23 protein-coding genes and 1 pseudogene are annotated in these 24,030 nt (G+C 58.2%); 12 read left to right on the top strand and 12 right to left on the bottom strand.

Annotated elements, in window-relative coordinates; all coding sequences use genetic code 11:
- Nucleotides 1–28 precede the first annotated feature (28 nt).
- Nucleotides 29–1,203: pseudogene (locus tag WN72_RS10550) on the bottom strand (IS5 family transposase); the annotation flags it as partial.
- Nucleotides 1,204–1,356: 153 nt separating this feature from the next.
- Here WN72_RS10550 and WN72_RS10555 point away from each other — a divergent pair.
- Entirely contained in the window at nucleotides 1,357–1,605 is a 249-nt protein-coding gene (locus WN72_RS10555) for a transposase (RefSeq protein ID WP_167381114.1), read from the top strand.
- 165 nt (nucleotides 1,606–1,770) lie between these two features.
- On the opposite strand, the gene WN72_RS10560 is transcribed toward WN72_RS10555, so the two are convergent.
- The 4 genes from WN72_RS10560 to WN72_RS10575 all read right to left on the bottom strand — a co-directional run bounded on the left by WN72_RS10560 (nucleotide 1,771) and on the right by WN72_RS10575 (nucleotide 6,091).
- A complete protein-coding gene (locus WN72_RS10560; RefSeq protein ID WP_194483015.1) occupies nucleotides 1,771–2,454 on the bottom strand; it encodes a response regulator transcription factor in 684 nt (227 codons plus the stop codon).
- Nucleotides 2,451–5,126, bottom strand: a complete 2,676-nt coding sequence (locus tag WN72_RS10565) for a PAS domain S-box protein (RefSeq protein ID WP_194483016.1) — start codon at nucleotides 5,124–5,126, stop codon at nucleotides 2,451–2,453. Before WN72_RS10565 ends, WN72_RS10560 begins: the two co-directional genes overlap by 4 nt.
- Nucleotides 5,127–5,245: 119 nt before the next feature.
- The gene (locus WN72_RS10570) at nucleotides 5,246–5,692 is read right to left on the bottom strand and encodes a hypothetical protein (RefSeq protein WP_092220788.1); all 447 of its coding nucleotides are present in this window, start codon (nucleotides 5,690–5,692) and stop codon (nucleotides 5,246–5,248) included.
- Between the two features lie 30 nt (nucleotides 5,693–5,722).
- Nucleotides 5,723–6,091 (bottom strand): antibiotic biosynthesis monooxygenase family protein, encoded by a 369-nt coding sequence (locus WN72_RS10575; protein WP_231164280.1) that lies wholly within the window; start codon nucleotides 6,089–6,091, stop codon nucleotides 5,723–5,725.
- Between the two features lie 97 nt (nucleotides 6,092–6,188).
- Between WN72_RS10575 and WN72_RS10580 the strand changes: the two genes are divergently transcribed.
- Entirely contained in the window at nucleotides 6,189–6,662 is a 474-nt protein-coding gene (locus WN72_RS10580; RefSeq protein WP_092220786.1) for a MarR family winged helix-turn-helix transcriptional regulator, read from the top strand.
- Nucleotides 6,663–7,535: 873 nt separating this feature from the next.
- Here the strand turns inward: WN72_RS10580 and WN72_RS10590 are convergent.
- A complete protein-coding gene (locus WN72_RS10590) occupies nucleotides 7,536–7,757 on the bottom strand; it encodes a phospholipase C/P1 nuclease family protein (RefSeq protein ID WP_143130864.1) in 222 nt (73 codons plus the stop codon).
- Nucleotides 7,758–9,186: 1,429 nt separating this feature from the next.
- On the opposite strand from WN72_RS10590, the gene WN72_RS10595 reads away from it, so the two are divergent.
- Nucleotides 9,187–9,708, top strand: a complete 522-nt coding sequence (locus tag WN72_RS10595) for a hypothetical protein (RefSeq protein WP_092220784.1) — start codon at nucleotides 9,187–9,189, stop codon at nucleotides 9,706–9,708.
- Between the two features lie 85 nt (nucleotides 9,709–9,793).
- On the opposite strand, the gene WN72_RS10600 is transcribed toward WN72_RS10595, so the two are convergent.
- The 4 genes from WN72_RS10600 to WN72_RS10615 all read right to left on the bottom strand — a co-directional run bounded on the left by WN72_RS10600 (nucleotide 9,794) and on the right by WN72_RS10615 (nucleotide 13,020).
- Nucleotides 9,794–10,390: an anthranilate synthase component II gene (locus tag WN72_RS10600; RefSeq protein ID WP_092220783.1), complete on the bottom strand. Its 597-nt coding sequence runs from the start codon at nucleotides 10,388–10,390 to the stop codon at nucleotides 9,794–9,796.
- A complete protein-coding gene (gene pabB, locus WN72_RS10605; protein ID WP_167381197.1) occupies nucleotides 10,387–11,781 on the bottom strand; it encodes an aminodeoxychorismate synthase component I in 1,395 nt (464 codons plus the stop codon). The genes WN72_RS10600 and pabB overlap by 4 nt, the downstream gene beginning before the upstream one ends.
- Before the next feature lie 153 nt (nucleotides 11,782–11,934).
- Nucleotides 11,935–12,252, bottom strand: coding sequence for a Dabb family protein (locus WN72_RS10610; RefSeq protein ID WP_092220779.1), 318 nt, complete (start codon nucleotides 12,250–12,252; stop codon nucleotides 11,935–11,937).
- A gap of 132 nt (nucleotides 12,253–12,384) precedes the next feature.
- Nucleotides 12,385–13,020: a GntR family transcriptional regulator gene (locus WN72_RS10615; protein WP_092220776.1), complete on the bottom strand. Its 636-nt coding sequence runs from the start codon at nucleotides 13,018–13,020 to the stop codon at nucleotides 12,385–12,387.
- Between the two features lie 114 nt (nucleotides 13,021–13,134).
- Here WN72_RS10615 and bioB point away from each other — a divergent pair, with 114 nt between their 5' ends.
- From bioB to WN72_RS10655, 8 genes are all read left to right on the top strand, one after another.
- The gene (gene bioB, locus WN72_RS10620; protein WP_092220774.1) at nucleotides 13,135–14,190 is read left to right on the top strand and encodes a biotin synthase BioB; all 1,056 of its coding nucleotides are present in this window, start codon (nucleotides 13,135–13,137) and stop codon (nucleotides 14,188–14,190) included.
- Complete coding sequence (panD, locus tag WN72_RS10625) at nucleotides 14,181–14,534, top strand: aspartate 1-decarboxylase (protein WP_092220772.1); 354 nt, start codon at nucleotides 14,181–14,183, stop codon at nucleotides 14,532–14,534. The genes bioB and panD overlap by 10 nt, the downstream gene beginning before the upstream one ends.
- A gap of 76 nt (nucleotides 14,535–14,610) precedes the next feature.
- Nucleotides 14,611–15,762, top strand: a complete 1,152-nt coding sequence (locus tag WN72_RS10630) for an 8-amino-7-oxononanoate synthase (RefSeq protein ID WP_092220770.1) — start codon at nucleotides 14,611–14,613, stop codon at nucleotides 15,760–15,762.
- Nucleotides 15,762–16,397, top strand: coding sequence for a dethiobiotin synthase (gene bioD, locus WN72_RS10635; RefSeq protein ID WP_027562310.1), 636 nt, complete (start codon nucleotides 15,762–15,764; stop codon nucleotides 16,395–16,397). The genes WN72_RS10630 and bioD overlap by 1 nt, the downstream gene beginning before the upstream one ends.
- Nucleotides 16,394–17,659, top strand: coding sequence for an adenosylmethionine--8-amino-7-oxononanoate transaminase (locus tag WN72_RS10640; protein ID WP_092220768.1), 1,266 nt, complete (start codon nucleotides 16,394–16,396; stop codon nucleotides 17,657–17,659). The genes bioD and WN72_RS10640 overlap by 4 nt, the downstream gene beginning before the upstream one ends.
- A gap of 1,224 nt (nucleotides 17,660–18,883) precedes the next feature.
- On the top strand, nucleotides 18,884–19,756 hold the full coding sequence (gene panB / locus WN72_RS10645) for a 3-methyl-2-oxobutanoate hydroxymethyltransferase (RefSeq protein WP_167381196.1): 873 nt from the start codon (nucleotides 18,884–18,886) through the stop codon (nucleotides 19,754–19,756).
- Between the two features lie 13 nt (nucleotides 19,757–19,769).
- The gene (gene panC, locus WN72_RS10650) at nucleotides 19,770–20,609 is read left to right on the top strand and encodes a pantoate--beta-alanine ligase (RefSeq protein WP_092220761.1); all 840 of its coding nucleotides are present in this window, start codon (nucleotides 19,770–19,772) and stop codon (nucleotides 20,607–20,609) included.
- 63 nt (nucleotides 20,610–20,672) lie between these two features.
- Nucleotides 20,673–21,782: an IS630 family transposase gene (locus WN72_RS10655; protein WP_080137402.1), complete on the top strand. Its 1,110-nt coding sequence runs from the start codon at nucleotides 20,673–20,675 to the stop codon at nucleotides 21,780–21,782.
- A gap of 256 nt (nucleotides 21,783–22,038) precedes the next feature.
- Here WN72_RS10655 and WN72_RS10660 read toward each other — a convergent pair whose 3' ends face one another.
- Entirely contained in the window at nucleotides 22,039–22,242 is a 204-nt protein-coding gene (locus WN72_RS10660) for a hypothetical protein (protein WP_092220172.1), read from the bottom strand.
- A gap of 1,126 nt (nucleotides 22,243–23,368) precedes the next feature.
- Between WN72_RS10660 and WN72_RS10665 the strand changes: the two genes are divergently transcribed.
- On the top strand, nucleotides 23,369–23,569 hold the full coding sequence (locus WN72_RS10665) for a hypothetical protein (protein WP_167381163.1): 201 nt from the start codon (nucleotides 23,369–23,371) through the stop codon (nucleotides 23,567–23,569).
- Between the two features lie 147 nt (nucleotides 23,570–23,716).
- On the opposite strand, the gene WN72_RS10670 is transcribed toward WN72_RS10665, so the two are convergent.
- Nucleotides 23,717–23,920, bottom strand: coding sequence for a hypothetical protein (locus tag WN72_RS10670; protein WP_092220176.1), 204 nt, complete (start codon nucleotides 23,918–23,920; stop codon nucleotides 23,717–23,719).
- Nucleotides 23,921–24,030: the final 110 nt, after the last annotated feature.

Here is a 24,030-nt window from a genome sequence, read left to right on the forward strand (position 1 = left end):
CTTTGGCCTCCAGGCTCCAACTCCTGAGTTAAGGAGCCGGATTGAGCTCTGTTGGAGAGGCGAGCGTTCGCCATCGGCAACTCGAAGAGTTCTCTGAGCCGGGCGAGGATGCGGCTGGAAGTTGTGGCCGACGGCTGAGAGGACGACATTGGCGGCGTCGCCGCCGGGGCCTTTGAGGTAGCAGCGGCCGAGGGTGGCCTTCGGCCTTCATGTGCCCGATGATGGGTTCGATAACAGAGCGACGGCGCAGCTCGCGCTTGATGACACCGAAGATGCTGCGCTTCTGGCCGGAGATGAAGACGCGACGGGGATTCTGCGCATCGTGGCCGCGGTACCCCTTGTCGACATAGGCCCGCTCGATCGGACAGCCGGTCAGCGTCTCGGTACGCTCGATGACGTCCCGCAGGGGGTGCCCATCATACGGATTGTCGGGCATTGCGCTCGCGTGCAGCACGAACTCTCCGCCGGGAGCGCGGCGATTGTTGGTGACGACGGAGGCCTTCACGCCGAACTCGTAAGGCACGGCGGCCTTGGCTTTGCCGATGCACTCCACCTCCGGACCATGGAAGGAATAAAGCTTCCAGCCGCGCTGGCGCTGCTGCTGCGAACGAATCTGCGCGGCCCAGCCGAGCGAAAGGGCGAAGGCCTCCTCCAGTGCCGGCTGGCCCTCGATGTTGCGGCGGATGTCGCGAATGATTGGGCCGGGCCTGCTACTCAGAATGCGCAACTGTCGCTGATGCCGCCTGAACTGTTTGGCGCGAGCGTAGCGGGAAGCCATCATCGCGGCGGCCTTGGCCACGCGAGCATAGGATTGCCGGACCTGACCCCGTGCCTTCTCGCCAATTGATTGAGGCCCTTGATGCCCGCATGCAGCAGCTCGGCATCGGTCGGAATGGTGATGGCCTTCGGCTGCACTGTGGTATCGACCGTGACGCGCTTGAGGTCCTGGCTGCGTAATGTGCCGGCCTCGTGCGCCACCCGCAGGCGCTCGGTTCGCAGCAGCTCCAGCTTGTCGCCGAGCCGCTTGCGCCAATGGCTCAGGTCCGAGCGCTCGTGCGTGAAAGCGTGCTGGAAGAACTCTAGGTCGTGAACCCGGCGCTCGCACAACCCCTCATCGGACAGCTCGTAAATGTGCTTGAGCAGCAAGAGCCCGATCATGAAGCGGGTCGCGATCCCGGGCCGGCCGTTCTCGCTGTAAAGCGGACACCGAGATGATCGACTTCACCCACGTCAAAGCGCATCGCTCGGCAGCGGGCGAAAAAGGGGGGCAGAAGCAGGCTGTTGGTCGCTCGCGCGAAGGGCGCAACCGAAGATACACGCACTCGCAGATGCTAAGGGGCCCCTGATCGCATTCTGTTGACTGGAGGCGAAGCGCATGACTGTCTGATCGCAGAACGCCTGATCCTCAGGGTCAAGCGGCCGAAACGGATGCTCGGTGACAAAGCCTATGATAGCGCCGAATTGCGTGAAGAACTCGATGAGCGCGGAACCAAGCCGGTTATTCCAAACCGCAGCAATCGCAATCAACCGTACGGCTTCTCAAAGCGCTTTAGCCTGCTCCGGGCTCCTCTGTGTTTGGCCGAGGCAAATATTTGGGCGATGTAGCCACGCGATTTCAAAAGATTCTCTGTCGCCGCACGGACTGAGGCGTCGTCGTCAACGACGGAAATCAAAGGCGTGGACAAGACGAGCCCTCCTGAAGCGGGAATAGCGGCTGCAAGCATTAGCCACCTTGCGCGAAAAGTGGGCTCGACTGATGAACTTGTAAAATCATACTTGCGTTTGTTCAGGACGATTAGTGCGAACTCCCAGCGTCTCAGTCATTCTGATCAAGTCGGCCAGCGAGCGTGCACGCATCTTTTTCATTACGTGTCCCCGGTAGATCTTGACCGTAATCTCGGCGAGCCCAAGCTCGGCGGCGACCTGCTTGTTCATCAGGCCGGCAGCGACCAGTTTCATCACCGCCTGCTCGCGCGGGCTTAAGGTCTCAAATAAAGACTGCAGGTTCGCGACCGTCTGCTGAGCCTCCCGTCTTTTGCGATCGCGTTCGGTCGCCGCAACCACGGCATCAAGCAGTTCCTGATCGCGAAACGGTTTGCTGAGAAAATCGACCGCTCCTTCCTTCATGGCCCTGACAGTCATTGGAATGTCGCCATGGCCGGTAATGAAAATGATCGGAATATGTATGTTCAACCTCGATAGCTCGGTCTGGAAGTCAAGGCCGCTCAAGCCTGGCAACCGGACATCAAGAACTAGGCAGCTAATAATGTCCGGGATTGGGCTCTGCAGCATTTCGCGCGCCGATCCGAATGCAATGACGCCTAACCCTACCGATTGAAAAAGGTTCGTAAGCGAGCGACGCATGGAGATGTCATCCTCGACGACGAAGACAACCGCCCTTGTCGAGGACTCGGCATTGCTGACTTCACCTGGCGCGCCAAATCGTGCAGTCACGAGACGGCCTCCTTATGCGGCGGTAGGGCAACTTGGAAGGTCGCGCCCGGTCCACTTTTGTGGACCATTGACAACCGTCCTCCGTGAGCTTCCACGATCGACCGGCAGATTGAAAGACCCATTCCAAGGCCAGTCGGCTTGGTGGTGAAGAAAGGATCCAAGACGCGGTCCGCGTCGTTCTCGGCGATGCCGACGCCACAATCGGTCACGGCAAGGTGGACGTGCCCCAGATCGTTCTTTGATGATTGAATCAGCAGTTCGCACGTCCGGTCGGTAACTGCATCCATGGCTTCGATTCCGTTCATCACGAGATTGATGATCACCTGTTGTAGCTGAATCCGATCGCCGAGGATCCTAGGCAGCCCTGCCGTCAACTCGGTTCGTAACGTCACTCGGTGGCTCACCAGCTCTCGTGTTACCAGCGCAATGACGTCCTTAACGACCTCATTGATATCGAGCGGCGCCATCTCAATCTCGCCCTTCTTCGCGAGCGCGCGAATACGACGGATCACCTCGCTTGCCCGGATTGCGTCTTCGATGATCCACTCCACCGAAGAGCGGGCGGCGGAAAGATTAGGCGCTTCCCGGCCCATCCAACCGAGGCACGCATCGGCGTTGCTGATAATAGCGGCGAGTGGCTGGTTTATTTCGTGGGCGATGGAGGTTGTCAGCTCTCCTAAAGTCGTTACACGCGTCACATGCGCAAGCTCCGACTGTGCCCTTCGTAGTTCTTGTTCGGCTTGATCGGCGCGAATGGTGGCGGTGATGTCAGTGCTGACGCCACGGTAGCCGAGAAAATTGCCCTTTCCATCGAAAAAAGGCTTGCCACTCGTGCGGACGTAGATCGGAGAACCTGTCCGATTCACGGTGCGGTAGACGAGATCCCGAAACGGAAGATGGGCCTCCAATGTCGCCCGATGCTGCCGCCACTTCTCGGGTTCCTCTTCGAGGTCGCACGCAATGTCCCAGCGAAGCAGGCCGATCAATCCTGTCGCCAAAATTCCCGCAGCACTGGTGTGCTCGGATAAGTGAGTGACCTGATGATCCGGCCCGGTCTCCCAGAGCCAGTCGGAAGCTGTTTCGGCGTAGTCGCGAAAGCGCTGTTCACTTTCGCGCAGCGCGACAAGTGTGTTTTCCAGGCGTTCCCTAGCTGCGTGTTGCTCGGTCACATCCATATGTGTTCCGATCAGCTCGCTGACGTTGCCATCGCTGCCGACCACCACGTGCGCAACGGAGTGTATGCGTCTTATCTCGCCATCCGGTAGAAGGATACGAAAATCATATTCGAACCGCCGCTCCTTGTGTTCAATCGCCTGGCGCTGCACCTCCTCCAGCCGCGGCAAGTCGTCCGGATGGATGCGCGATCGAATGGTCTCGATCGACACCGGCTCTTGTGGGCTAAAGCCGAATAGACGATCGACCTCGGCGGAGCGATACACGAAATCTAGACCGTAGACGTCCCAGGACCAGCTGCCCGTGTGACTGAGATGCTGGGCCTCGGCCAGATAGGCCTCGCTGCGGCGCAGCTGCTGTTCTGCTCGCCTCGCCGCCGTGATATCCGTAGCTGCCCCAACAAACTCGATGTCACCAGAGGCTGTTCTCGTCGCCCGTGCCTGCGCATGGATGTGCTTTACCGAGCCGTCCGGTAGCAGAAGCCGGTATTCGTGCTCGAAATCGCTCGGGTCTCGCATCGCGCGATCGATAATTTCTTTAACCGAAGCCCTATCATCTGGATGAGTGCGCTCAACGACGAGCTGCGGCCCCGGCTGCACTCTGTCAGGATCTAATTGGAAAATGCGAAATGTTTCCTTTGACCAGAAGGCCTCGCCCGTAGTGGGGTTCCAGCTGAAGCTGCCTGTGTGACTCAATTCCTGCGCCTGGGCTAAATGTGCTTCGCTCCGCTGCAGGGCAAGTTCGGTCCGCCTTCGCTCCGTGATATCTTCGCAGGCGATAAGGACAATGGGCTGCTCATCGCCCCAAAGCATGGCTTTGGCGTTTTCACGTACCCACAACACCGAGCCGTCCTTCCTGACTTTCCGGACGTCCCACGTGCGCGTTTGTCCGACATCCTCAAGGCACGTCCGAACGCATTCGCGAACGAAAGGGCGATCCTCCTCGAGAAATACGTCCAGCACTGATCGGCCGACCAGTTCAGCAGGAGCATAGCCGAGTTGTGTCGCGCCGAGCGTATTGACGTTGAGGATAATGCCGGCTTCATCGACCATGAAGTACATGGCGGGATTGTGCTCGAAGATGGCGCGCCACCGCTTTTCGCGATCCTCCAAATCGGCCGCACTCCGCTGAAGCTTGGCCGCAACGACACGCGCAGCCTCTCTTTCCTGGCGGAGCTTTCCGATCAGGTGCGCTCCCACAATCGAGGCAATAAAGAATGCAACAACTACCGGCAGATCTTGGGGGTCATCGATACGCAGGCTGAACGCCGGCGGCGCAAAGTAGTAAGCGAGACCAGCGATGGTTACGATGCAAAGCGCCGACGACGCGATGAAGCTGCCCATCAGCGAAAACAGCAAGATCACTAACAAATACGCGAACGCCGTCGCGGCGAAATGCGCGTGAAGGTACAAGCAGGCCAGTGTTACCACGGTCAGGGTTATGCTGCCGAAGGTAAACTGAAGGGCCGAACGTTCTAAATTGCTGATCGGGCTACGCATTCTGATACCATCCGGCCTGTTCTCCGGCGGGAGAGCTATATCATTTTAGGGCGCGTACTGATAAGCCACGACAATACCGGGCCTCAGATCAGTTGTCCGCGCAGTTCTGGTTCCGGTGATCAAGCGGGTTTGTGGCGCAACCATCCCTTCATTTTGAGACCGTCCCGCATGTTGAGACCAAGAAGTGTAATGTTTGTTGCGCCCGCCACGAGCTCGATCACCTGCACAGCATAGAACGTGGCATCGAATTCAGCCACCTGAGCCTTGGACGCAAGGAAGAGCGCAGACGGAATAAGAATCAGGATGCCGTTTCCTGCAATGAATTGCATGCGCTTGAATTTGGTCCCGATAAGTCCGGCCCGGCGCGCCGTTGCCAAGATGACACCTGTACCACCGGTCGCCGCGAGCGCCGGAATCAGCAACAAGAAACCCCACGGTATGGTGCTCTTAACCGCTGCAACTGTGGCATGGGACGCGAACAGCTCGCTGAGTACCGTCGACAGCCAAAATGTGCCGATCGTTCCGATAGCCAAGGCGCCAGCGACAGGATGGATCAACTTGATCATGAGTATCTTCCCTTCCTAAAAAGAACAGGGCTAGGCGACGCAGATGCCGGGCACGGCAACTTTCTGGAACAGATGAGGGGAGGCTATCGCGGAGGCCGGATAGCTGGCGATTTTTGCTAGAAAGTCAGGATGGGTGAAGGCCGCGCGGAAGTGTGCGGTGGATTCCCAGACGGCGTAGTTCAGATAGGTCGAGCTGTCGCCAAGAGCTCTGTGCAGCTGAGTGGAAATGAAGCCCGGCTGTCGCTTCATGAACGCTGCGTCGTCCTGCCAGGTCTTGAGAAAAGCCGCCTCATCGGCTTTGTCGAGAGTGAATGGGTTCACCAGGACGACCGAATTTGCGTCGATAGCGATCTGGCGGTCGATCGGGAAGGAAGGGTCGAGCGGGCGTAGCAGCGACATGAGTGCCTCCATTGCTATTTGATATGTGATGTCTAATTGGTATTATGGTCACTTACCACGTTGACATCATGATGTCAATACAAAGCAATGGTGACAAATGAAAAGAGCCAAGCGAACCCCGGAGGGTGACGCCCTGACCGACCTTGTTCTCGATCTATTCAGGCTCGACAGCGTATTTCTGACGGCCGGCGACCGTCTGGTCGCCCCGCTCGGCCTAACAAGCGCACGCTGGCAGGTGCTTGGCGCCATTGTGTCCGCCGAACGTCCCCAACCGGTCGCTTGGCTCGCACGTGACCTCGGCGGCAATCGTCAAAACGTGCAGCGGATTATCAATGATCTGCACAGAGAGGGCCTCGTATCTTTTGAGGTCAACCCGCATCACCGACGGGCGCAGCTCGTCGTGCTCACTAAGAATGGACAGCGCGCCTTCGAAGCCGCAATGGAGTTGCAGGCTCCCTGGATCAACGATCTTTCAGAAGGGCTGTCGGTCAAGGATATACGGATTGTCCATCGCGTGATCACGGCCTTGCGAGATAAGCTTGAGGGCAGTCGTGAGGACAAGTCGGCCTGACATGGCAAAAGCATTGTGATTGGCCCGGCGCCCCGTGATTCAAGCTCCCAAACTGGGGCTTCGAATCATGCGCCATGAACTAACGGACTACGAATGGGCAGCTATCGAGTCTATGCTACCAAACAAGCCGCGTGGAGCCCCTCGGGTAAAACGACCGACGCGTCCTCAATAGTATCTGCTGGATGCTGCGATCTGGTGTATGGTGGATTTAATGAGTTTCAACCTTAGTACGCGGTTCGCGCGCCGATTGCCCTCAACCGCACGACCTCATCGCGCAGAATCGTCCTCGGGATATCGTGCGGACTTCGAGTGTACAAAGCATCCAACACTGATCTTGTTAAATCATAATTATCGAGAATTAGCGGGAGGTGTTCTGCGGCCCACCTAAGGTAGGCAGTTCGTCTAGGAATTGCCCTGTGCATCTTCCAGAATAGCCAAGCCGCGCGGCTCCCTTTACCAGCTCGCGATCCAGGTCCGCTTTGATGGCCACGGCACAATCGTTGCCGAACTCTACGGCGTGGCCCGAATCGTTGTGGTCCAGCGTTCCTGGGGGGCAGGAGCTGATAGGCTCTTATACCCAGGGCGTGCGTATCGTTCGCGCAAGCAGCAACTCGTGCTTCATCATAGGGCGGGGCTTCGACTGTCGGCAGCAGATCGGCATCCAGCGCATCAGTTTAACTCCCCCACGAAAACGCCTGGAGATCGATCAGAGAGTCCTCATATATGCTGTGGAATGTCGGCGCGCGCGTATATGACGTGCCGTCGTATCGTTTTGCGTGCAAGATGACATGCAGTTTGTTGACGCCTTGATCGCCGTTATGTTCGCTTGCGTACAACGCTGCTCCAGGTCCCCAGCCAGATGGACAACAAGCTTCAGCGCGCGCAACCTTCTTGCTCAGAGCGCGAATTGTCTTTGAGGATCGCAACCGCCGCCGGAAGACCTTCGAGGATGCAAGTTCCCTGGTCGTGTTCATCCTTGCAATCAAGGGCGTCGCCATATGTCGCCCGATCGATGTCGATGTCGACAAGCGGTAGGTGCCCTTTCCTTCTGGCGTTGAATTTATAGTCGTACGCCCAGTTTGAGATGGCGGCCAACGAAATGTGCCGATCGGCTCCTTGAGCTTGGGCCTGCGCTGCCGGACTTAAGTGCCGCTACGCCAGTTCCGCAATGATAGAATGACGTGGCTGTCCCCACGCTAGGGAAGATGTGCTGCCTACACCAGCGGTGCAGATCGCAAGTATGGGTCTGAGTGGTTGCCCAATATTGATGAACTGCGTCAAGTCGTTTGCGGACAGAGGCAGGTGCCTGGGTTACGGCACGTCGACCGGGGGCATGGATGCCGTCGGACGTGGCACGAAGCCATTTTGGTGCCGGTCACGTGCTGCCAACATGATCGTAAAAGCCGTGAGGAGGATTAGGAGAGCGCGCATGCAACAAGGATTACTCGAAACGATATATCGCAATTATGAAACGACTCACAGCGCGGGCCTGGGAGGAGGGGCGGCTCTTACGGGGCATCCCACGGCCTATTGGCCAGCAAACACCCCACAAATTTTGATACTCGTTCGTTGTCGCCGGCAGCCGCCGAACAGTGGGGCGATTGCGCTTAAAAAATGCTTCTTCCCCTTGCAGACTGCAGGAATAGTGCAGCAAATTTGAGTGGGAATCCGGTGATTGGCTATTCACCACGAAGGCAGCCGCCCCCTCGTGCTGCTTCGGGGCGCCATGAAGGACGGTTCATGCGCAATCATGACATTGTGTCCGGCAGCCTGTTGGCGCTGACCGCGGCTGGGCTTGCGCCGCGTTGCTCGAGCCTGCTCGCATTTGCTTTCATCCCGCGGCCCGACCTGTGGTCGCGCTAGGATCCCTGCGAGACCTCACGCAAGATGGTACGCAGCTGGACAAGGGCGCTGGTATGTTTTCCACGTATGGAGGCCCGGCGCTTGCAGATGATCAGCTCAGGCATCCGTAGGGATCCGCTTCCTCGATTCGTGTCGTTTTCGCATGTAGTGCCGGTCTTTCTGAACGGCCGACCTGATCTCCTGGCCCTGGCCTTCGTGCAGTTGCCCATTAACAACGCAATTCCCCTCCATCGAACGATATAGTTAGTCTTATGATTGCGCTCGCATCACGCGTTTGTTGCGTGGGTTGCGCAGCATTTTGCGCCAGGTCAACTTCGACGCTACGACTACCGACCCTCGAACAATCAGGCACAGGACCCGCTGGAAGCCTCACCTAGCAAATCCCCGACGCGCATTGCCTTTCGGTGAGGCGGCCCTCTCAAGAGCACAAGTATGAATGTGCTTCACGGGTAATCCACTCTACCGGCCCTCATCATTTACCTCACCACCTGCAGCGCAGTGCGTTGCTCGCAAAAACCCTGATGCGATCAAGACCCGGCTTTGGGGACAACATTGCTGAAAAGGATGCAGCGGGGGTTGCGGCTCGAGGCAGCTCTTGACCATCTTCTGCTCTCGCGGCAACCAGAACAACCAAAGCAGATCGAGATGATGAGAGCGGGGTGTGGCTGTGACGGATCAATCCCAAGCTTCGGAGTTGCTGCCGGTCCTGCAGAGACCGTTGAAAGGCTTTCGGTGGATCTTTGCTCTTCTAGCCGTATTGCTCGTTCTTTGCGCCGGAGGAGTCTATTTTTTGGCGAATATCGAAACGTTTGCCGAGGCGCCCTCGGCACATGAAGTCGTGCCTGCCACGCTTGGCTTGTCACCTGATGATAGGGACGTGCTTTTAGGGATCCAATCGGGGCAGCAGAAGACAGCCGATGAAATTGCCGAGCTCAATCGCAACGTCGATGCGCAGCAAGCCGAGCTAAAGCGGATCTCGGATCAGATCGCAGCCCTGACCCAAAGAATCGAGCAGCTGCAGAATCCGGCGCTTGTTGCGTCTCCTGCTCCTGCTGCTTCTTCGCCACCAGTGCGCACCACATCCAAGCCGGCCAAGAGGGACGTCCGGCCCTTAAAACCGCAAGGTCCGGTTTCTGTCGGAGGCGCGCCGCTGACTGCGGAGCCGAGCACGGAACAGCGCTGATTACCACAAAATGCCTACCATATGGCGGTGCTCGTAGAGACGCGGACACCAACGGTGCACCATCTTGATCGGCAGGCCGAGCCTCTCATTCGTCCGCGTGGTTTCGCAAATCCTCTGCGAGTCGCAAGAAGTTCATAAGCAGGACGTCCCCCTGTGAGGTAAGGATCGACTCGGGATGGAACTGGACGCCACAGGTGAGATGATAGCGGTGCGTGAGGGCCATGATCTCCCCTTCCTCTGAACGCGCTGTCACTATGAGGTTCTGCGCACATGACTGCTCAAACTCGACGATAAGAGAATGGTAGCGCCCAACGTCAAGCGGGGTTGGCAGCCCCTTGAATAACCCTCGGCCGTCATGCGCGACGTATGAGCGCCGACCGTGCATGGGCCGTTGTGCGCGCGCAACCCGTCCTCCGAAAGCGCTAGCAATACACTGATGTCCAAGGCAGATGCCGAGAATTGGTACGCGTCCTGAAAGTTCGCGGACCACTGCTCTCGATATTCCTGCCTCAGTTGGGGTGCAGGGACCGGGCGATATCACCACCGCGCGCGGCTTGAGACCAACGAGCTCGCCGATGCTGATAGCGTCGTTTCGGATCACTTCCGTTGCTTCACCGAGCTTGTGGAAATAGCGGGCAATGTTGAACACGAACGAATCGTAATTATCGATGATGATAATCAAAATGCGCCAGCTCGTTCAGAACCAAATGCATCAAAGAGTCGCTCTGCCTTGGCGAGCGTTTCCTCGTATTCGGCCTCGGGCTCCGACAGGGCCGTTATACCGCTGCCCGCATGAAACACAGCCATGTCGCCGTCGATCGTGACAGTGCGGATCGCAATACTCGTGTCCATGTGCCCGTTGAAGCCGATGAAGCCGATCGCACCACAATAGACCTCCCGCGCTATGCGCTCGATTTCTGTAATAATTTCCATCGACCGCACCTTTGGCGCTCCCGTAATGGAGCCCCCCGGAAAGCAAGCACGGAGCAGGCTAACGGCGTCTTCCCCTCCGGCAAGTGCCCCCGTAACGATCGACACGAGATGGTGCACCGAGGCATAGGACTCGAGATCGCATAGAGCCGGAACCTCGACCGAATGCGCCGTGCAAACGCGGGACAGATCGTTTCGCAAAAGGTCCACAATCATCGTGTTCTCGGCATGATCCTTTTCAGAAGCGAGGAGAACAGCCGCACGGCGGTGGTCTTCATTGAAATCAGGCGAACGTGCGATCGTGCCCTTGATGGGTCGTGTCTCGACTTGTTGCTCGTTAAGCTTCAGGAATCGTTCCGGCGAACTTGAGGCGATGGTCAACTTTCCCCATCGCAGCAGGGCCGCAAAAGGCGCCGGATTCAATGATCGTAGCTGGCAATAGAAGGCGAGCGGATCAAACGAGGTCGGCAGGCGGGTGCTGAAGCGCTGCGCAATATTCGTCTGGAACACGTCACCCGCCCGGATCAAGTCGATCACGCGTTGTACCGCCGCAATGTAGCCCTCGCGGCTGAAGTTCGAGCTCCAAGCGCCTGCTTTGCTGGGATAACCATTCTGTGGCGCCATTGGACCGTCAAGCAATGCTGCAAACTCATCGGCCCGACGACGAGCTCGGTCGCTCCGTCGCCCGCGATCCTGCTCCGGCCATCCGGTCGAGACGATCCAGCATTTGTTATCCCGGTGGTCGAAGCTGATGACCACGTCATAGAAATGCAGGATGGATTGGGGCAAACCCAGACCGGCAATTGCCGGCGCAAACAATCGCTCCAATGTCCTGTTCATGTCGTAGGCAAGATAGCCTGCCGCTCCTCCCTGGAATGGCGGGAGATCGGGACGATACTCTTGCGGGTACTTCGCGAGTAGCGTGCGAAGGACCTTCCATGGATCGGCCTCGAGAGTCAGTCCGTTCCATCTGGCTTGGCCGTTCGCGACCCTATAGGTGCTGAACGGGTCGCACGTTACATATGAGTAGCGGCCAAGCAGCTCGTGCCTTGCTGCGCTATCGAGAAACGTGAGATGCGAGCGATGCCCAAGACGTCGCATCGCTGTGAAAGGTTCAACCCACTGCAACTCGCGAACGTACATCGGATTATCGGCCGCCGGCCGCTGACGTCGTGAAAGGGCCATTCCATCTGTTGCCCCACCCGATGAGAGCGACGCCGGTCTCCGATGGCACGAAACTTGAGGCCATTGCCAAGTTAACCCGGCGGTGGACCTTTTGCTGCCACGGCACCTCGATCATCCTGCCGTTGAGGCGAAAGGAGTATCTAGTGATACATCGTAATCGGCCGCGAACCGCAGCTCGCGGAGCGGTCGGACCCGTTTGATCGACTCCTGGTAGAGATTGTGCGCTTTGTACGCTGCGAGCTCCGTCTCGCTGTCAAACTCCCCATAGACCACGATGTCAATATCGTTGCCGAGCTGATCGGTCTTGCGGTTGCGGGCAACCTCAAGCCGGCGCGCATGTGGTATCGCGGTGAGACGCGAAAGACCTTCGATGATCTGGTCGATATGCGCCTTGTCCTTGGCGCTGAAGAAGACGATGTGACGAATCATGGCCGTCCGGAGATGTCGCTAGCGGGGGCATAACTATCTGGGAATAGAACCCGTTGCAATGAGGCCAGTCGCTTACCGCATGATCGTCGCTTGCGATCGTCTGCGATCCGCAATGAAGCTTGCCGGATTTGTTCAGGACGCCGGAAGGGTAAGGCGCTCAATGGATTGAATGTGCCGCGTCAGCAGGTTACAGGCTTGATCGATATTGCGCGTTTGCAGGGCTTGCAGAATCAGGCGGTGATCTTGATTGGAGCGCGGTCGCCAGCCCACCGATCGCGCCATCGCGAACACCAATCGAGAATTGGCAAGCTGCAGTCCATCGAGGCTCGCGAGCAGACGCGGCATTCCGCACGGCGCGACCAAGGCTTGGTGAAAGGCGCGGTTGGCCATCTCAAACTCCTCGATCGTCTTTGCGCTGTCTCCTTCAATCACGGTGAGCTCGATCCGAGCCAAATGAGCTGTTGTGAGCCTTGGCCCCGAATGGCGCAATGCCACCACTTCCAGCGCAGCGCGCATTTCGGCGATCTCCTTCACTGAATGGGTATCGAGCGGGGCAACCCGAACACCGCGGCGTGGCACAGCGACAACAAGATGTTGTGCCTGCAGCTGCCGAAAGGCCTCGCGCACCGGGACGTGGCTGGAATTGAATTCTCGTGCAACGTGATCCTGACGCAATGGCGCGCCTGGCTCTAAGGCGCCGCTGATAATGCGCTCAGCGATTGAATCCGCGATGCGCGCGACCGTCGTCATGTTGTCAGCAGTGATCATAGATTATCTACCGCAATAGTCGGTGCATTTGCGAGGCAGCTCGATTAGCATCTCTTCGAGAGTGATGACTATAGATAATTCATGCGATTATCTACAATTGAGCGGGATTGGATTATGGATGCTGCTGCGCGAGTCCACCGGAAGGAAGCAAGCAAAGGGGCGCAGGTACGTCATCAATGGAACGTCGAACGGGTGAAGGCGCTCTACGACCTGCCTTTTGCCGACCTGGTGTTTCAGGCGCAGCGCGCTCATCGCAAGAACTTCGATCCAAACCACGTCGAAACCGCGAGCCTGCTCAGCATCAAGACCGGCGGCTGTCCGGAAGACTGCGGCTACTGCTCGCAAAGCGCGCATTACGAGACCGGCCTGGAGGCCACCCGTCTGATGCATTGCGCCGATGTGGTTGCGAGCGCGCGGCGCGCGAAGGATGCGGGCGCGACGCGCTTCTGCATGGCCGCGGCCTGGCGCACGCCAAAAGATCGCGATCTCGATTCCGTCTGCGACATGGTCAACGCGGTCAAGCGACTCGGCATGGAAACGTGCGTCACGCTCGGCATGCTGACAGCGAACCAAGCCGCGCGCCTCGCCGAGGCTGGCCTTGACTTCTACAATCACAACGTTGACTCATCACCCCAGTTTTACACCAAGATCATCACGACCCGTAGCCTGCAGGACCGCATCGATACGCTGGCGCATGTGCGCGATGCCGGCATCAAGATCTGCTGCGGCGGGATTATCGGCATGGGCGAGCACATCGAGGACCGCCTAGGTATGCTCGTGCTGCTCGCCAATCTTCCCAACCATCCCGAAAGCGTGCCGATCAACCTGTGGAACAAGATCGAAGGCGTGCCGGTGGAAGACCACGCGGAGCCTCCCGATCCGATCGCGCTGGTCCGCCTGGTGGCGACCGCGCGGATCATGATGCCAAGGAGTGTGGTTCGCTTGTCCGCCGGGCGGCAATACATGAGCGATGAATTGCAGGCGCTTTGCTTCTTGGGCGGAGCAAATTCGATCTTCATCGGCGACGTGCTCTTGACCACCAAAAACCCGAAAGTTGATCGTGATGCGGATCTGCTGGCCCGGCTCGGCATCACGTCCGGGCTCGCCGGAGGAAAGCAGTGCGCGCAATATGTTGCCCCTACATCCGGCCTAGGTGAACAATGCAGATAACCTTGATGAAGGGCAAAATCCATCGCGCCTCAGTAACCGAAGCTGATTTGCACTACGAAGGCTCGATCTCGATAGATCGTACGCTCCTGGAGGCGGCGGGAATGCTGATCAACGAGCGCGTCGAAATTTACAATGTCGAAACAGGGACGCGCTTTGCCACCTACGTGATCGAGGCGCCGCCGAGGTCTGGCACGATAAGCCTGAACGGTGCGGCCGCCCGACTCGCAATGCCCGGAGACAAGATCATTATCGTTGCATATGCCTCATTCGACGAGGCCGAAGCAAAGATATTCAAGCCACGCATTGTGCGTGTGGACCAAGACAATCGCATCCTGGCAAGTTGAGCCTCAAGGGCCGTCCATCCTTCTTCAACCGTCAACGGATCTTTTGCGTGATTTGATGCGATCCTGGGAGCAATGAATGCGGTCAATGCAAGCAGCTAGACTTAGTCCCTACGTCGCAGCGTTGAATGCCTTGAACGAAGATAAACGGCTGCGCTGCCTCAAGCCGCGCGTGGGGATCGATTTCGCATCAAACGACTATCTGGCGCTCGGGTGCGCCCCGCGCATCAAAAAGGCGATGGTCGCCGCGCTCGAGGCGGGCGCTCCGGTTGGAGCCGGCGGGTCGCGGCTTCTGCGCGGCAATTGCGAAGAGCATGAACGGCTCGAAGCGGAGGCGGCTCAGTTCTTTGGTGCGGAGGCAGCGCTTTTCTTTGGAGGCGGCTATATCGCAAATTTTGCCGTCCTGACAACGCTGCCGCAGCGCGGCGATCTGCTCGTTCTCGACTCGCTCGTGCACGCCAGTATTCACGAGGGGGCGCGAGCCGGCCGCGCAGATTGCCGAATTCACGCGCACAATGATCCCCAGTCAATCGAAGATGCAATTCGCGATTGGCGAACCAAAGGTGGAGCGGGCCGCGTCTGGATTGTGGCCGAAAGTCTCTACAGTATGGATGGCGACTTCGCTCCACTCGAAGAGTTGGTGGCAATCGCCGATCGCCATGACGCATTTCTGATCGTGGATGAGGCTCATGCCACAGGAGCTTACGGGCTTCAGGGACGAGGGCTCACGGCCCCTTATGAGAGGCGCGACAATCTCATCGTCGTTCATACTTGCGGCAAAGCGCTCGGTGCGGCGGGTGCACTTGTTACAGCCTCCGGCATCCTGCGCGATTTCATGGTCAATCGCTGCCGTCCGTTTATCTTTGCCACGGCCCCATCACCATTGCTGGCCGTTGCCGTTCGAGAGGCACTCCTCATCCTGCGGGAGGAGCCGGAGCGGCAGCAACGGCTGGCCGAACTTGTTTCATTCGCGCATCGGCAGATCACCTCCCTTGGTTTGCACACGCCGTCGACCTCTCAGATCGTGCCGTACATAGTGGGTGACAATGCTCGTGTAATGCGACTAGCCTCTGCTCTGCAGGGGCGCGGCTTCGACATCCGCGGAATTCGGCCGCCAACCGTCCCACCAGGCACCGCCCGTTTGCGGATTTCGTTGACACTCAATGTTGGGGAGGCGGACGTGCGCGCAATGCTCGATGCGCTTGTTGAGGTGACGAGGGGTTCGTTTTGATGAATAAGCGGATCGTCGTGGCTGGTACGGACACCGGAGTCGGCAAAACGGTATTTTCCGCAGGGCTCGCCGGCCTTCTAGGCGCGAATTACTGGAAGCCGGTCCAGGCCGGGCTCGAACAAGAGACCGACTCCGAGTGCGTCCGCCGCCTCGGCTGCCTCTCGTCCGATCGCATTGTCCCGGAGCTCTATCGACTTCGGACGCCTGCCTCGCCCCATTACGCCGCGGAGATCGATGGCGTTCGCATAGACACAGAGACGCTTGGACTGCCGGACAGCGGCGAGCGGCAGCTCGTGATTGAGGGTGCCGGCGGACTCATGGTGCCGCTGACAGCGCGCACTCTTTACATTGACATCTTCGAACGCTGGCAGCTTCCCGTCGTGCTTTGCGCCAGGACGGGACTGGGCACAATCAATCACTCCCTGCTCTCCATAGAGGCTCTGCGGAAGCGTCAGATTCGAATCCTTGGAATTGCGTTCATTGGCGAAAGAAACGCCGAAACTGAAAGCGCGATTTGCGAGATCGGGAGAGTGCGTTGGTTGGGACGGCTCCCGTGGCTTGTTCCCCTCACGGACGAAAGGCTGCAGGCCGCTTTCAAAGACTCCTTTCTTGGCAGTGATTTCCTGAACCTATGACGATAGCCAAGAGGTCGCCGGTCTGGCACCCGTTCACGCAGCATGCTCTACAGCGGGACATGACGAAGGTGCTGCGGGGAGAGGGGGCCTATCTCTACACCGAAGATGGCCGACGCCTTATCGATGCAATCTCCTCCTGGTGGGTCGTGACCCACGGCCATTGCCATCCATGCATCGTGAACGCGATCCGAGAACAGGCAGGCAAGCTCAACCAGGTCATCTTCGCCGGATACACTCACGACCCGGCTGAGCAAGTTGCGAGGGAACTATTGAAGGTCACCCCCCCGGCGCTCGAGCATGTGTTCTTCTCCGATAGCGGATCAACCGGCGTCGAAGTCGCGCTGAAAATGGCGCTCGGCTACTGGCACAATACCGGAAGACAGCGAACCCAAATTGTGGTGATGCAGCACTCGTACCATGGCGACACGATCGGGGCGATGTCGGTGGGTAGCCGAGGCGTCTTCAATGCGGCTTACGGGGCGCTGATGTTCGAGGTGACCTCGATTCCGTTCCCGGCAAGAGATCGTGAGCAAATAGCGCTCGATGCGCTTGAAAACGCGTGTCGAAACGCACATCCGGCAGCCTTTATCGTGGAGCCCCTGATATTGGGTGCCGGTGGAATGCTGATGTATTCTCCCTCGGTGCTAAGAGAGATGAAGCGAATCTGCGAAGCCTTCGATGTCCTGTTCATTGCGGACGAGGTCATGACCGGCTGGGGGCGGACGGGTACCTTGTTTGCGTGTGAGCAGGCCGATGTCACGCCCGATATTGCCTGCTATTCGAAAGGCCTCACGGCTGGGGCGCTGCCGCTCGCCGTCACACTCTGTCGTGCCGATATTTTCGATGCGCATTATTCTGAAGATCGCACGCGTACGTTTTTCCATTCGAGCTCATATACGGCCAATCCAGTGGCCTGCGCCGCTGCCAAGGCCAATCTGGACCTGTGGCAGCAACAGGAATATCGCAGGCGGGTGGCATCCTTGGCCAGGATGCAAGAACAGGCACTCGCGCCATTTTGCGCCGATTCACGGTTCGCAAACGTCCGACGCACAGGAACAGTCACAGCGCTCGAACTCAACACGAGCGATGCCGGCTATCTGGCGGACATCGGGCCGAAGCTTTTGGCTTTCTTCCAAGCGCGGAATCTGCTGTTACGCCCACTCGGTAACACGATCTACGTGATGCCTCCTTACTGCGTTACGGCGGCCGATCTTGATGAAATCTATGCTGCGATCCGGGACGCTGCGGACTTGCTGATGTGAGGTGCCATAAAGTTTGCAATCGTCTGCAGTGACAGGATCTTGCACGGCGTGTCCGTATTGCTGCCGTTTGAATTGCAAGGAGGATGCTGTGCCCACGGCTAGCAGGCTAATCGTGCTTTGAGCACTTGCTTTAATCGCTCCTGACCCAACTGGCGCAGCAATCCTGCGGACTGGCTATGAACGCGCAGCATTTAGCTGAAATGCCGGGCGAATTGTCTCAATCACGATAGAGAAATCCACTATCTTTGAGGAAATTCTCGGCGAGGCATTCTGTGGAAAGTACTGCTTCGCAAGGCAGCCGCACATCAGAGTCAAGGCTCTTTGATGGCTGCAAGACCAGGAAGACGGACCGCCGGGCGGCCGCACCGTTGGTGCGTGCGTGGTGCTGCCGTGAGGGGCAGCGGGGCTTCCCAAGTAAATGTCGACAGGAGGCGAGAAATGCACGTTGGCTCCCGTAATTCCCTCGACTATTCAGCCGTATGCTGCGCGATATGCGGCGGAAAGTTTGGGCTGATCCGCCATTATTGGTGGCGAACGGCCCTCTGCTCCAAGAAATGCGTCAACCGCTTCAAGGCGCGACGGGAGGCCGATCAGAAATGGCTTCGATGGTTGCGAGCGCTGAGCCGGTACCGCCCTGGTCGGACTTGTTGCGTTTCGAGTGGCCCTATAGAGCGCGTGGAAATCAAGTGACAGAAGCATCGGCAAAAATAATCGACTTCAGGGCCTACAGGGCCGGCAGGTTGGCTCGGTCTGAGCGCCTTCGCGACGACGTCTACTCGACTGCGACTCTCGCTGCGTTCACAGCGGCCTGTCAGCTTTTTACGTTCCTGGCCTGCCATCCGTTCGTTTTGCTCGGCGCGCTGGCGCCGAAGCAGGAGCCTCACGAGTACCCCTAGGGCAGGCACGGAGGTGGGCTCCCAAAAACGGAGTCCCCACTGCGCGCATCTCCAGCCGGGTCCGGTCGAGCAGATGGTGGCTCGTCGCGAGCGCCGCTCCTCGATAGAGGCTCCGGCCGGCATAGTCGCTGAAACTGTAGGGGAAGACGAGCCATCGGGTGGTGAAATCGTGATGAGGAAGGTCTTGGCTCATGGTTGCGCGACCATTGGACTGTTTTTGCGCTGTTCTCCAGTTTTAGAGAACCGGGATCTCCATCCTCCATGCCATTGACAGGTTTCTCCCGCCTTCTCTAGGAAGCGCCGACGGTGTGTGGGGAGCGGATTCGATATGAGCCACAGTTCAGGGCAGCCTCTAGAACGTGTCACGATTCCGGCACTGCAGCAGTGGAAGGATGAAGGACGTCGTGTCGTGATGACCACCGCCTACGATGCGGTTGCGGCGCGCATCGCGGATCCCATTGTCGATATCATCCTGGTCGGCGATAGCGTTGGAAACGTCTGTCTGGGATTCGACAACACGCTGCCCGTCAGCGTGGCCATGATGAATCATCACCTGGAGGCTGTTGCGCGCACGAGGCCTCATGCGCTGCTTGTGGCCGACATGCCGTTTCTGAGCTTTCATGTCGGTTCTGAGGATACGATTCACAACGCAGGAGGTTTTCTGCAGCGTGGCGCCGATGCTGTGAAACTCGAGGGTGGTGCCAAACGCGTCGAGATGGTACGCGCCTTGGTCGATTGCGAAATTCCTGTGATGGGACATCTCGGTCTGACCCCGCAGAGCGTCAACGTCATGGGTGGCTTCAGGGTGCAGGGAAGGACAACGGATACCGCCTTGCGGCTGCTCGACGACGCGCACCGTCTGCAGGAAGCCGGCTGTTTCGCTTTGGTCCTGGAGGGGATCCCTGCCGAGCTCGCGGCGCGAGCGACCGAATTTCTCACGATACCCACCATCGGAATCGGAGCAGGACCCGATTGCTCGGGCCAAGTGCTCGTGTTCCATGATGTTTTGGGTCTAACCGAAGGCCACCGCCCCAAATTCGTTCGTGCCTATACAAATGGATTCCAGCTGTTCCAGGAAGCGCTGTCGCGCTGGGCTGCCGATATTCGCAAAGGTGCATTCCCGGGCTCAGAGGAGTGCTATCGGCTTCCTGATCAGCTTCGCGATTCCATCGCCAATTGGGTGCCCTCCAATTCAATCTGAAGCAAGGTAAGAAATGCAAGTAATTACGAAGCTCGCTGAGCTGCGTCGGGCCCTTGCAGACGTCCGCGACGCCGGTAAGCGCATTGGGTTCGTTCCGACAATGGGATACCTGCACGATGGTCACCAGTCCCTGATCTCGGCCAGCCGTGGACACTGCGACGTCACTGTCGTTAGCATCTTCGTCAACCCCACTCAGTTCGGCCCAAATGAGGATCTCAGCAGGTACCCTCGCGACTTCGCGCGCGATGAAGCCTTGTGCCGTAATGCCGGTGCCTCCATCATCTTCGCGCCAGGTGCAGAGGAGATCTATCCGGCTCAGTTCGAGACCTTTGTCGAGCCGGGCGAACTCGCAAAACCGCTCTGCGGAGGTTTCAGGCCCGGACATTTTCGTGGTGTAGCGACTGTCGTCTGCAAACTATTGAACATGGTGCAGCCGGACCTCGCGTACTTTGGACAGAAGGATTTTCAGCAATGCGCTGTGATACGCCGCATGACGGTTGATCTGAACCTTCCGATCGAGATTGTCACCGTGCCAACTGTGCGGGAGCCGGACGGGCTGGCAATGAGCAGTCGAAACCGTTATCTCAGCCCGGAAGAACGCGGTCGGAGCCTTGCGATCAGCCGTGGCTTGTTCGCCGCAGCGCAAGAGTTTGCCTCAGGGGAGCGCGACTCGGCAACGCTGATTGCGCTTGCAACAAAGCATTTGGAATTGATCGATCGATTGCAGTACCTTGAGCTTGTCGACGCTGGGACTCTCAGGATTGCCGAGAGCCCGCTGCGCTATCCGGCGGTGCTCTGTGTCGCAGCGTACGTCGGCTCGACTCGGTTGATCGACAATGTAGTTCTGAGCTAGTCATCTGGAACGCAAGTTCGTCACATTAGTTGATAGCTCGAATCTCTACAGAGGAGAGAGCTTGTGGCGAATGCAGGTGAGCGAGGCCGGCCGATCGCGCCGTTGGTGCTTAGTCCGCCGGAGCGGGCGTACTTGGAGAGACAAGTTCGTCGTCATCGCGTTGCCCGATCGCTATCTGAGCGCTGCCGCGCGATCCTGCGGTGTGCGGATGGCTTGCCAAGCAAGTCTGTGGCTGTCGAACTCGGCCTCCACGAACACACCGTCGGCAAGTGGCGCCGCCGATTTTTGAAGGATCGCTGTGATGGCCTGCTTGACGAGGCCCGCCCGGGCCGCCCTCGAACCATCAACGACGATCAGGTTGCTGAGGTAATTGAGCGGACATTGCGTACAACGCCACCCGACGCGACGCACTGGTCGATCCGCTCAATGGCTGCGGAAACTGGCTTTTCCCACACCACGATCCGCCGAATGTGGACGGCGTTCGGCCTGCAGCCGCACCGCAGCCAGACATTCAAGCTGTCGAGCGACCCGCTGTTCGTCGACAAGGTCCGCGATATCGTCGGCCTTTACCTTTCCCCACCGAACCGAGCCCTTGTCCTCAGTGTCGATGAGAAAAGCCAGATCCAGGCCCTGGATCGCGAGCAGCCGGTCCTGCCGATGATGCCGGGCGTACCGGAACGGCGCACGCACAGCTATGTGCGGCATGGTACGACCTCGCTGTTTGCCGCGCTCGATGTCGCCTCTGGATTCGTCATCGGCAAATGCTACAAGCGCCACCGGGCAGTCGAGTTCTTGAAGTTCCTCAAAGAGATCGACGCTCAAGTCCCTGAAGGGATCGATGTCCATATCGTCATGGACAACTACGCCACTCACAAAACACCCAAGATCAAAGCGTGGCTCGCCCGTCGGCCGCATTATCATGTCCACTTCACGCCGACTTCCGCGTCATGGATCAATCAGGTCGAACGCTGGTTCGCTGAGCTCACCCGAAAGCAGATCCAGCGAGGTGTTCACACCTCCGTCAGGCAGCTCGAGGCCGACATCCGTACCTTCATCGACCTGCACAACAAAAATCCCAAGCCCTTCAAATGGACCAAGTCCGCAGACCAGATTTTGGCTTCCGTCAAACGCTTCTGCCACAAAGCCCAGCAGACTTTATGTGGCGAACTTTAGATTCACGTGACTAGCCCGTAGCCAGATCCGCAAGCGACTGCGCTCAGAAGCAGTCGAATCCGATCAGTTGGCGCTGAAATCCTCAAACATCCTGAAAGAGCTCTCGAACGCGATCCGAAACTGCTCCTTTACGTCCTAAATAACTGCCCCACACTCGAGCACTTGATGTCGGTTGATCGGCTCTGCCGCTCAAGTGGAGCGAGACGGAGCCGCTCCACTCTGCAGAGAGCAGCCAAGCGCGGGTTCGCTTTTCGTATTATGACTTTGGCGGCTCGCTCAGACGTTCCGGGCCATTCTGACTGCTTTGCACGCTTTCTACGACGTGGCGCAAAGCAATTTCAGAAAGTCGTACAACCAGCTGTTTGAGGCGCGCAATTTCCTGCCTGCAGCGCTCCAGCTCGTACTGTTCGGCCGTCATCACAGATGTTGTGCGACGTTGGCTGCTGCCGAGATGATTCATGTGGCTCCCTTTCCGATTCGACAAACACAGCAGAAAGTCTGAACAGCCCAGTCGCTTCTCTTCGCTGAATGAGGCGCCTCGCCGTCAGATTGGAGTTTTCACATGCAGGCCGCGGCGGGCTGGTTTGCTAGCTCACTCCCTCCAAAGGGTTCGCGCCCAGCTCGCTGATGCGACCGCACGTTCGGCGACGCCATCTGGCTCATGGCTCATGCTCAGTTGCAGTAATGGCTTACAATGTGGCCGCGGAATATGCCGCGCTCCGGCTGCATGTGATCGCTCTGGGCGGAGACTGTAACAAAATGGCAATATCGATTAATGCGACGAGCCCCGCTCCCGCGCTCAAATCCTGTATTACGGCAGCGCCCCCGATGAATTTTCACACGACGTTCGCGTGCCCGTGCTTGGGCCTTCGGCTACGACAGGCTTATATGTCCAAAGCGCAAGTCGCTACTGAGATCATCCGCCTGTAAGCGGGCATTGCCAAAGGAGGATCGCTCAAAATCGTGTGCTGCCAATACGTGCGATGAATTATTCGCCACACGTCCGTAACCATGAAATCGCTTCACGATCGCGAGCCGACCGGCTAGGGGGCAAGTCACGGGTCACTGATCGTGGCGTCAGATCTTGGCGCGATTTCGGCGCCAAACACAGGGCTGACGCTGGTTTTTGACGCGAAGATATACTTCATCCCAACAATTGATCGCGACGTCCCTCTGCAGTGCAAGATGCGAAGCGCTCGGGCTTGGTTGGACGCGGCAGGCGCGATAAGCGGCAAATCCTCTGACCGCAATTGAACCTGATGAGATCGGCAACCGAAGTGGCGCCGTCCGAACACATTGGCCAGCCGCAGCCGGTCAGCCAGTCCGGCGCGCAATAGAAGTCCCAGCATGCCTTGCGTAATCGCAGGGCGTCGCATTGGGCTCTGGGCTTCGCCAAGCTTGTCAGTTAAGCCAGAGAGGGGCGACGAGAAAAGCAAAAGCAGGCCGATTAAGCGAGCTGCCGCAATTTGCACCCCCGTGAAAATCGGCTCACCTGCAGTCACAAAGCCTCACGCGATCTGATGTGCTTGCGTTGCGGCCCAGCAAATGTCCATTATCTTCCTCGATGGGATGAGGGAGATCTCCCAATGCTGGACGGTGTCACGACCGCGCTCCTGCGCACGATCCTGGAGGAGGTTTGCGAGAACGTCTCACCGTATGACGCCGGTGTCCGCGCCTACGTTGCTTCCAAAATCCTGGAGGCCGCCACCAGAGGTGAGACGCGGCCCGATCTGCTTAGACAGATAGGTCAGGAAGCTCTTTCCAAAGCGCCAACGATGTGGCGATAGATCTAGGACCTCGCTTGTCATTGAGGTGAATTTACAAGTCGCAGTGCTGAAGATCCTGGCCTGTTCTCTAGGTTCGGTCGCGGTCGCGTCGCCTGCGGCATGGCGACCCGGCTAGCTCGCAGAGGTGTATCCGTCCGCGCAGAGGTTTTACTCCCGTGCGAGCGCCGCAAGTGCCTTTTCGATCATTGTGATTTCTTGACTGACCTGAGCGATCGCTTCCGTCGGATCAATTCCGGTTACACGGTTCAACTTCAGCAGTAGCTCCCGCCGATGCGTCAGAAGGTTCTCCAGCGCGCTGCGGTTGTTTAGTTTCACATAACCGTCCACAATCAATCCAATCGAAAGAGACATCGAAACTCTCAAACAAACCTGTTCTCACCGAAGCTCCGTATAGCACATCGGCAGATGATGTTCAGCTCGCCGGGAGAGAATACCGACGGACGAGCTTGTTGGCGATAAGC

The organism is Bradyrhizobium arachidis, from assembly GCF_015291705.1.
GTDB classification, from domain to species: domain Bacteria; phylum Pseudomonadota; class Alphaproteobacteria; order Rhizobiales; family Xanthobacteraceae; genus Bradyrhizobium; species Bradyrhizobium arachidis.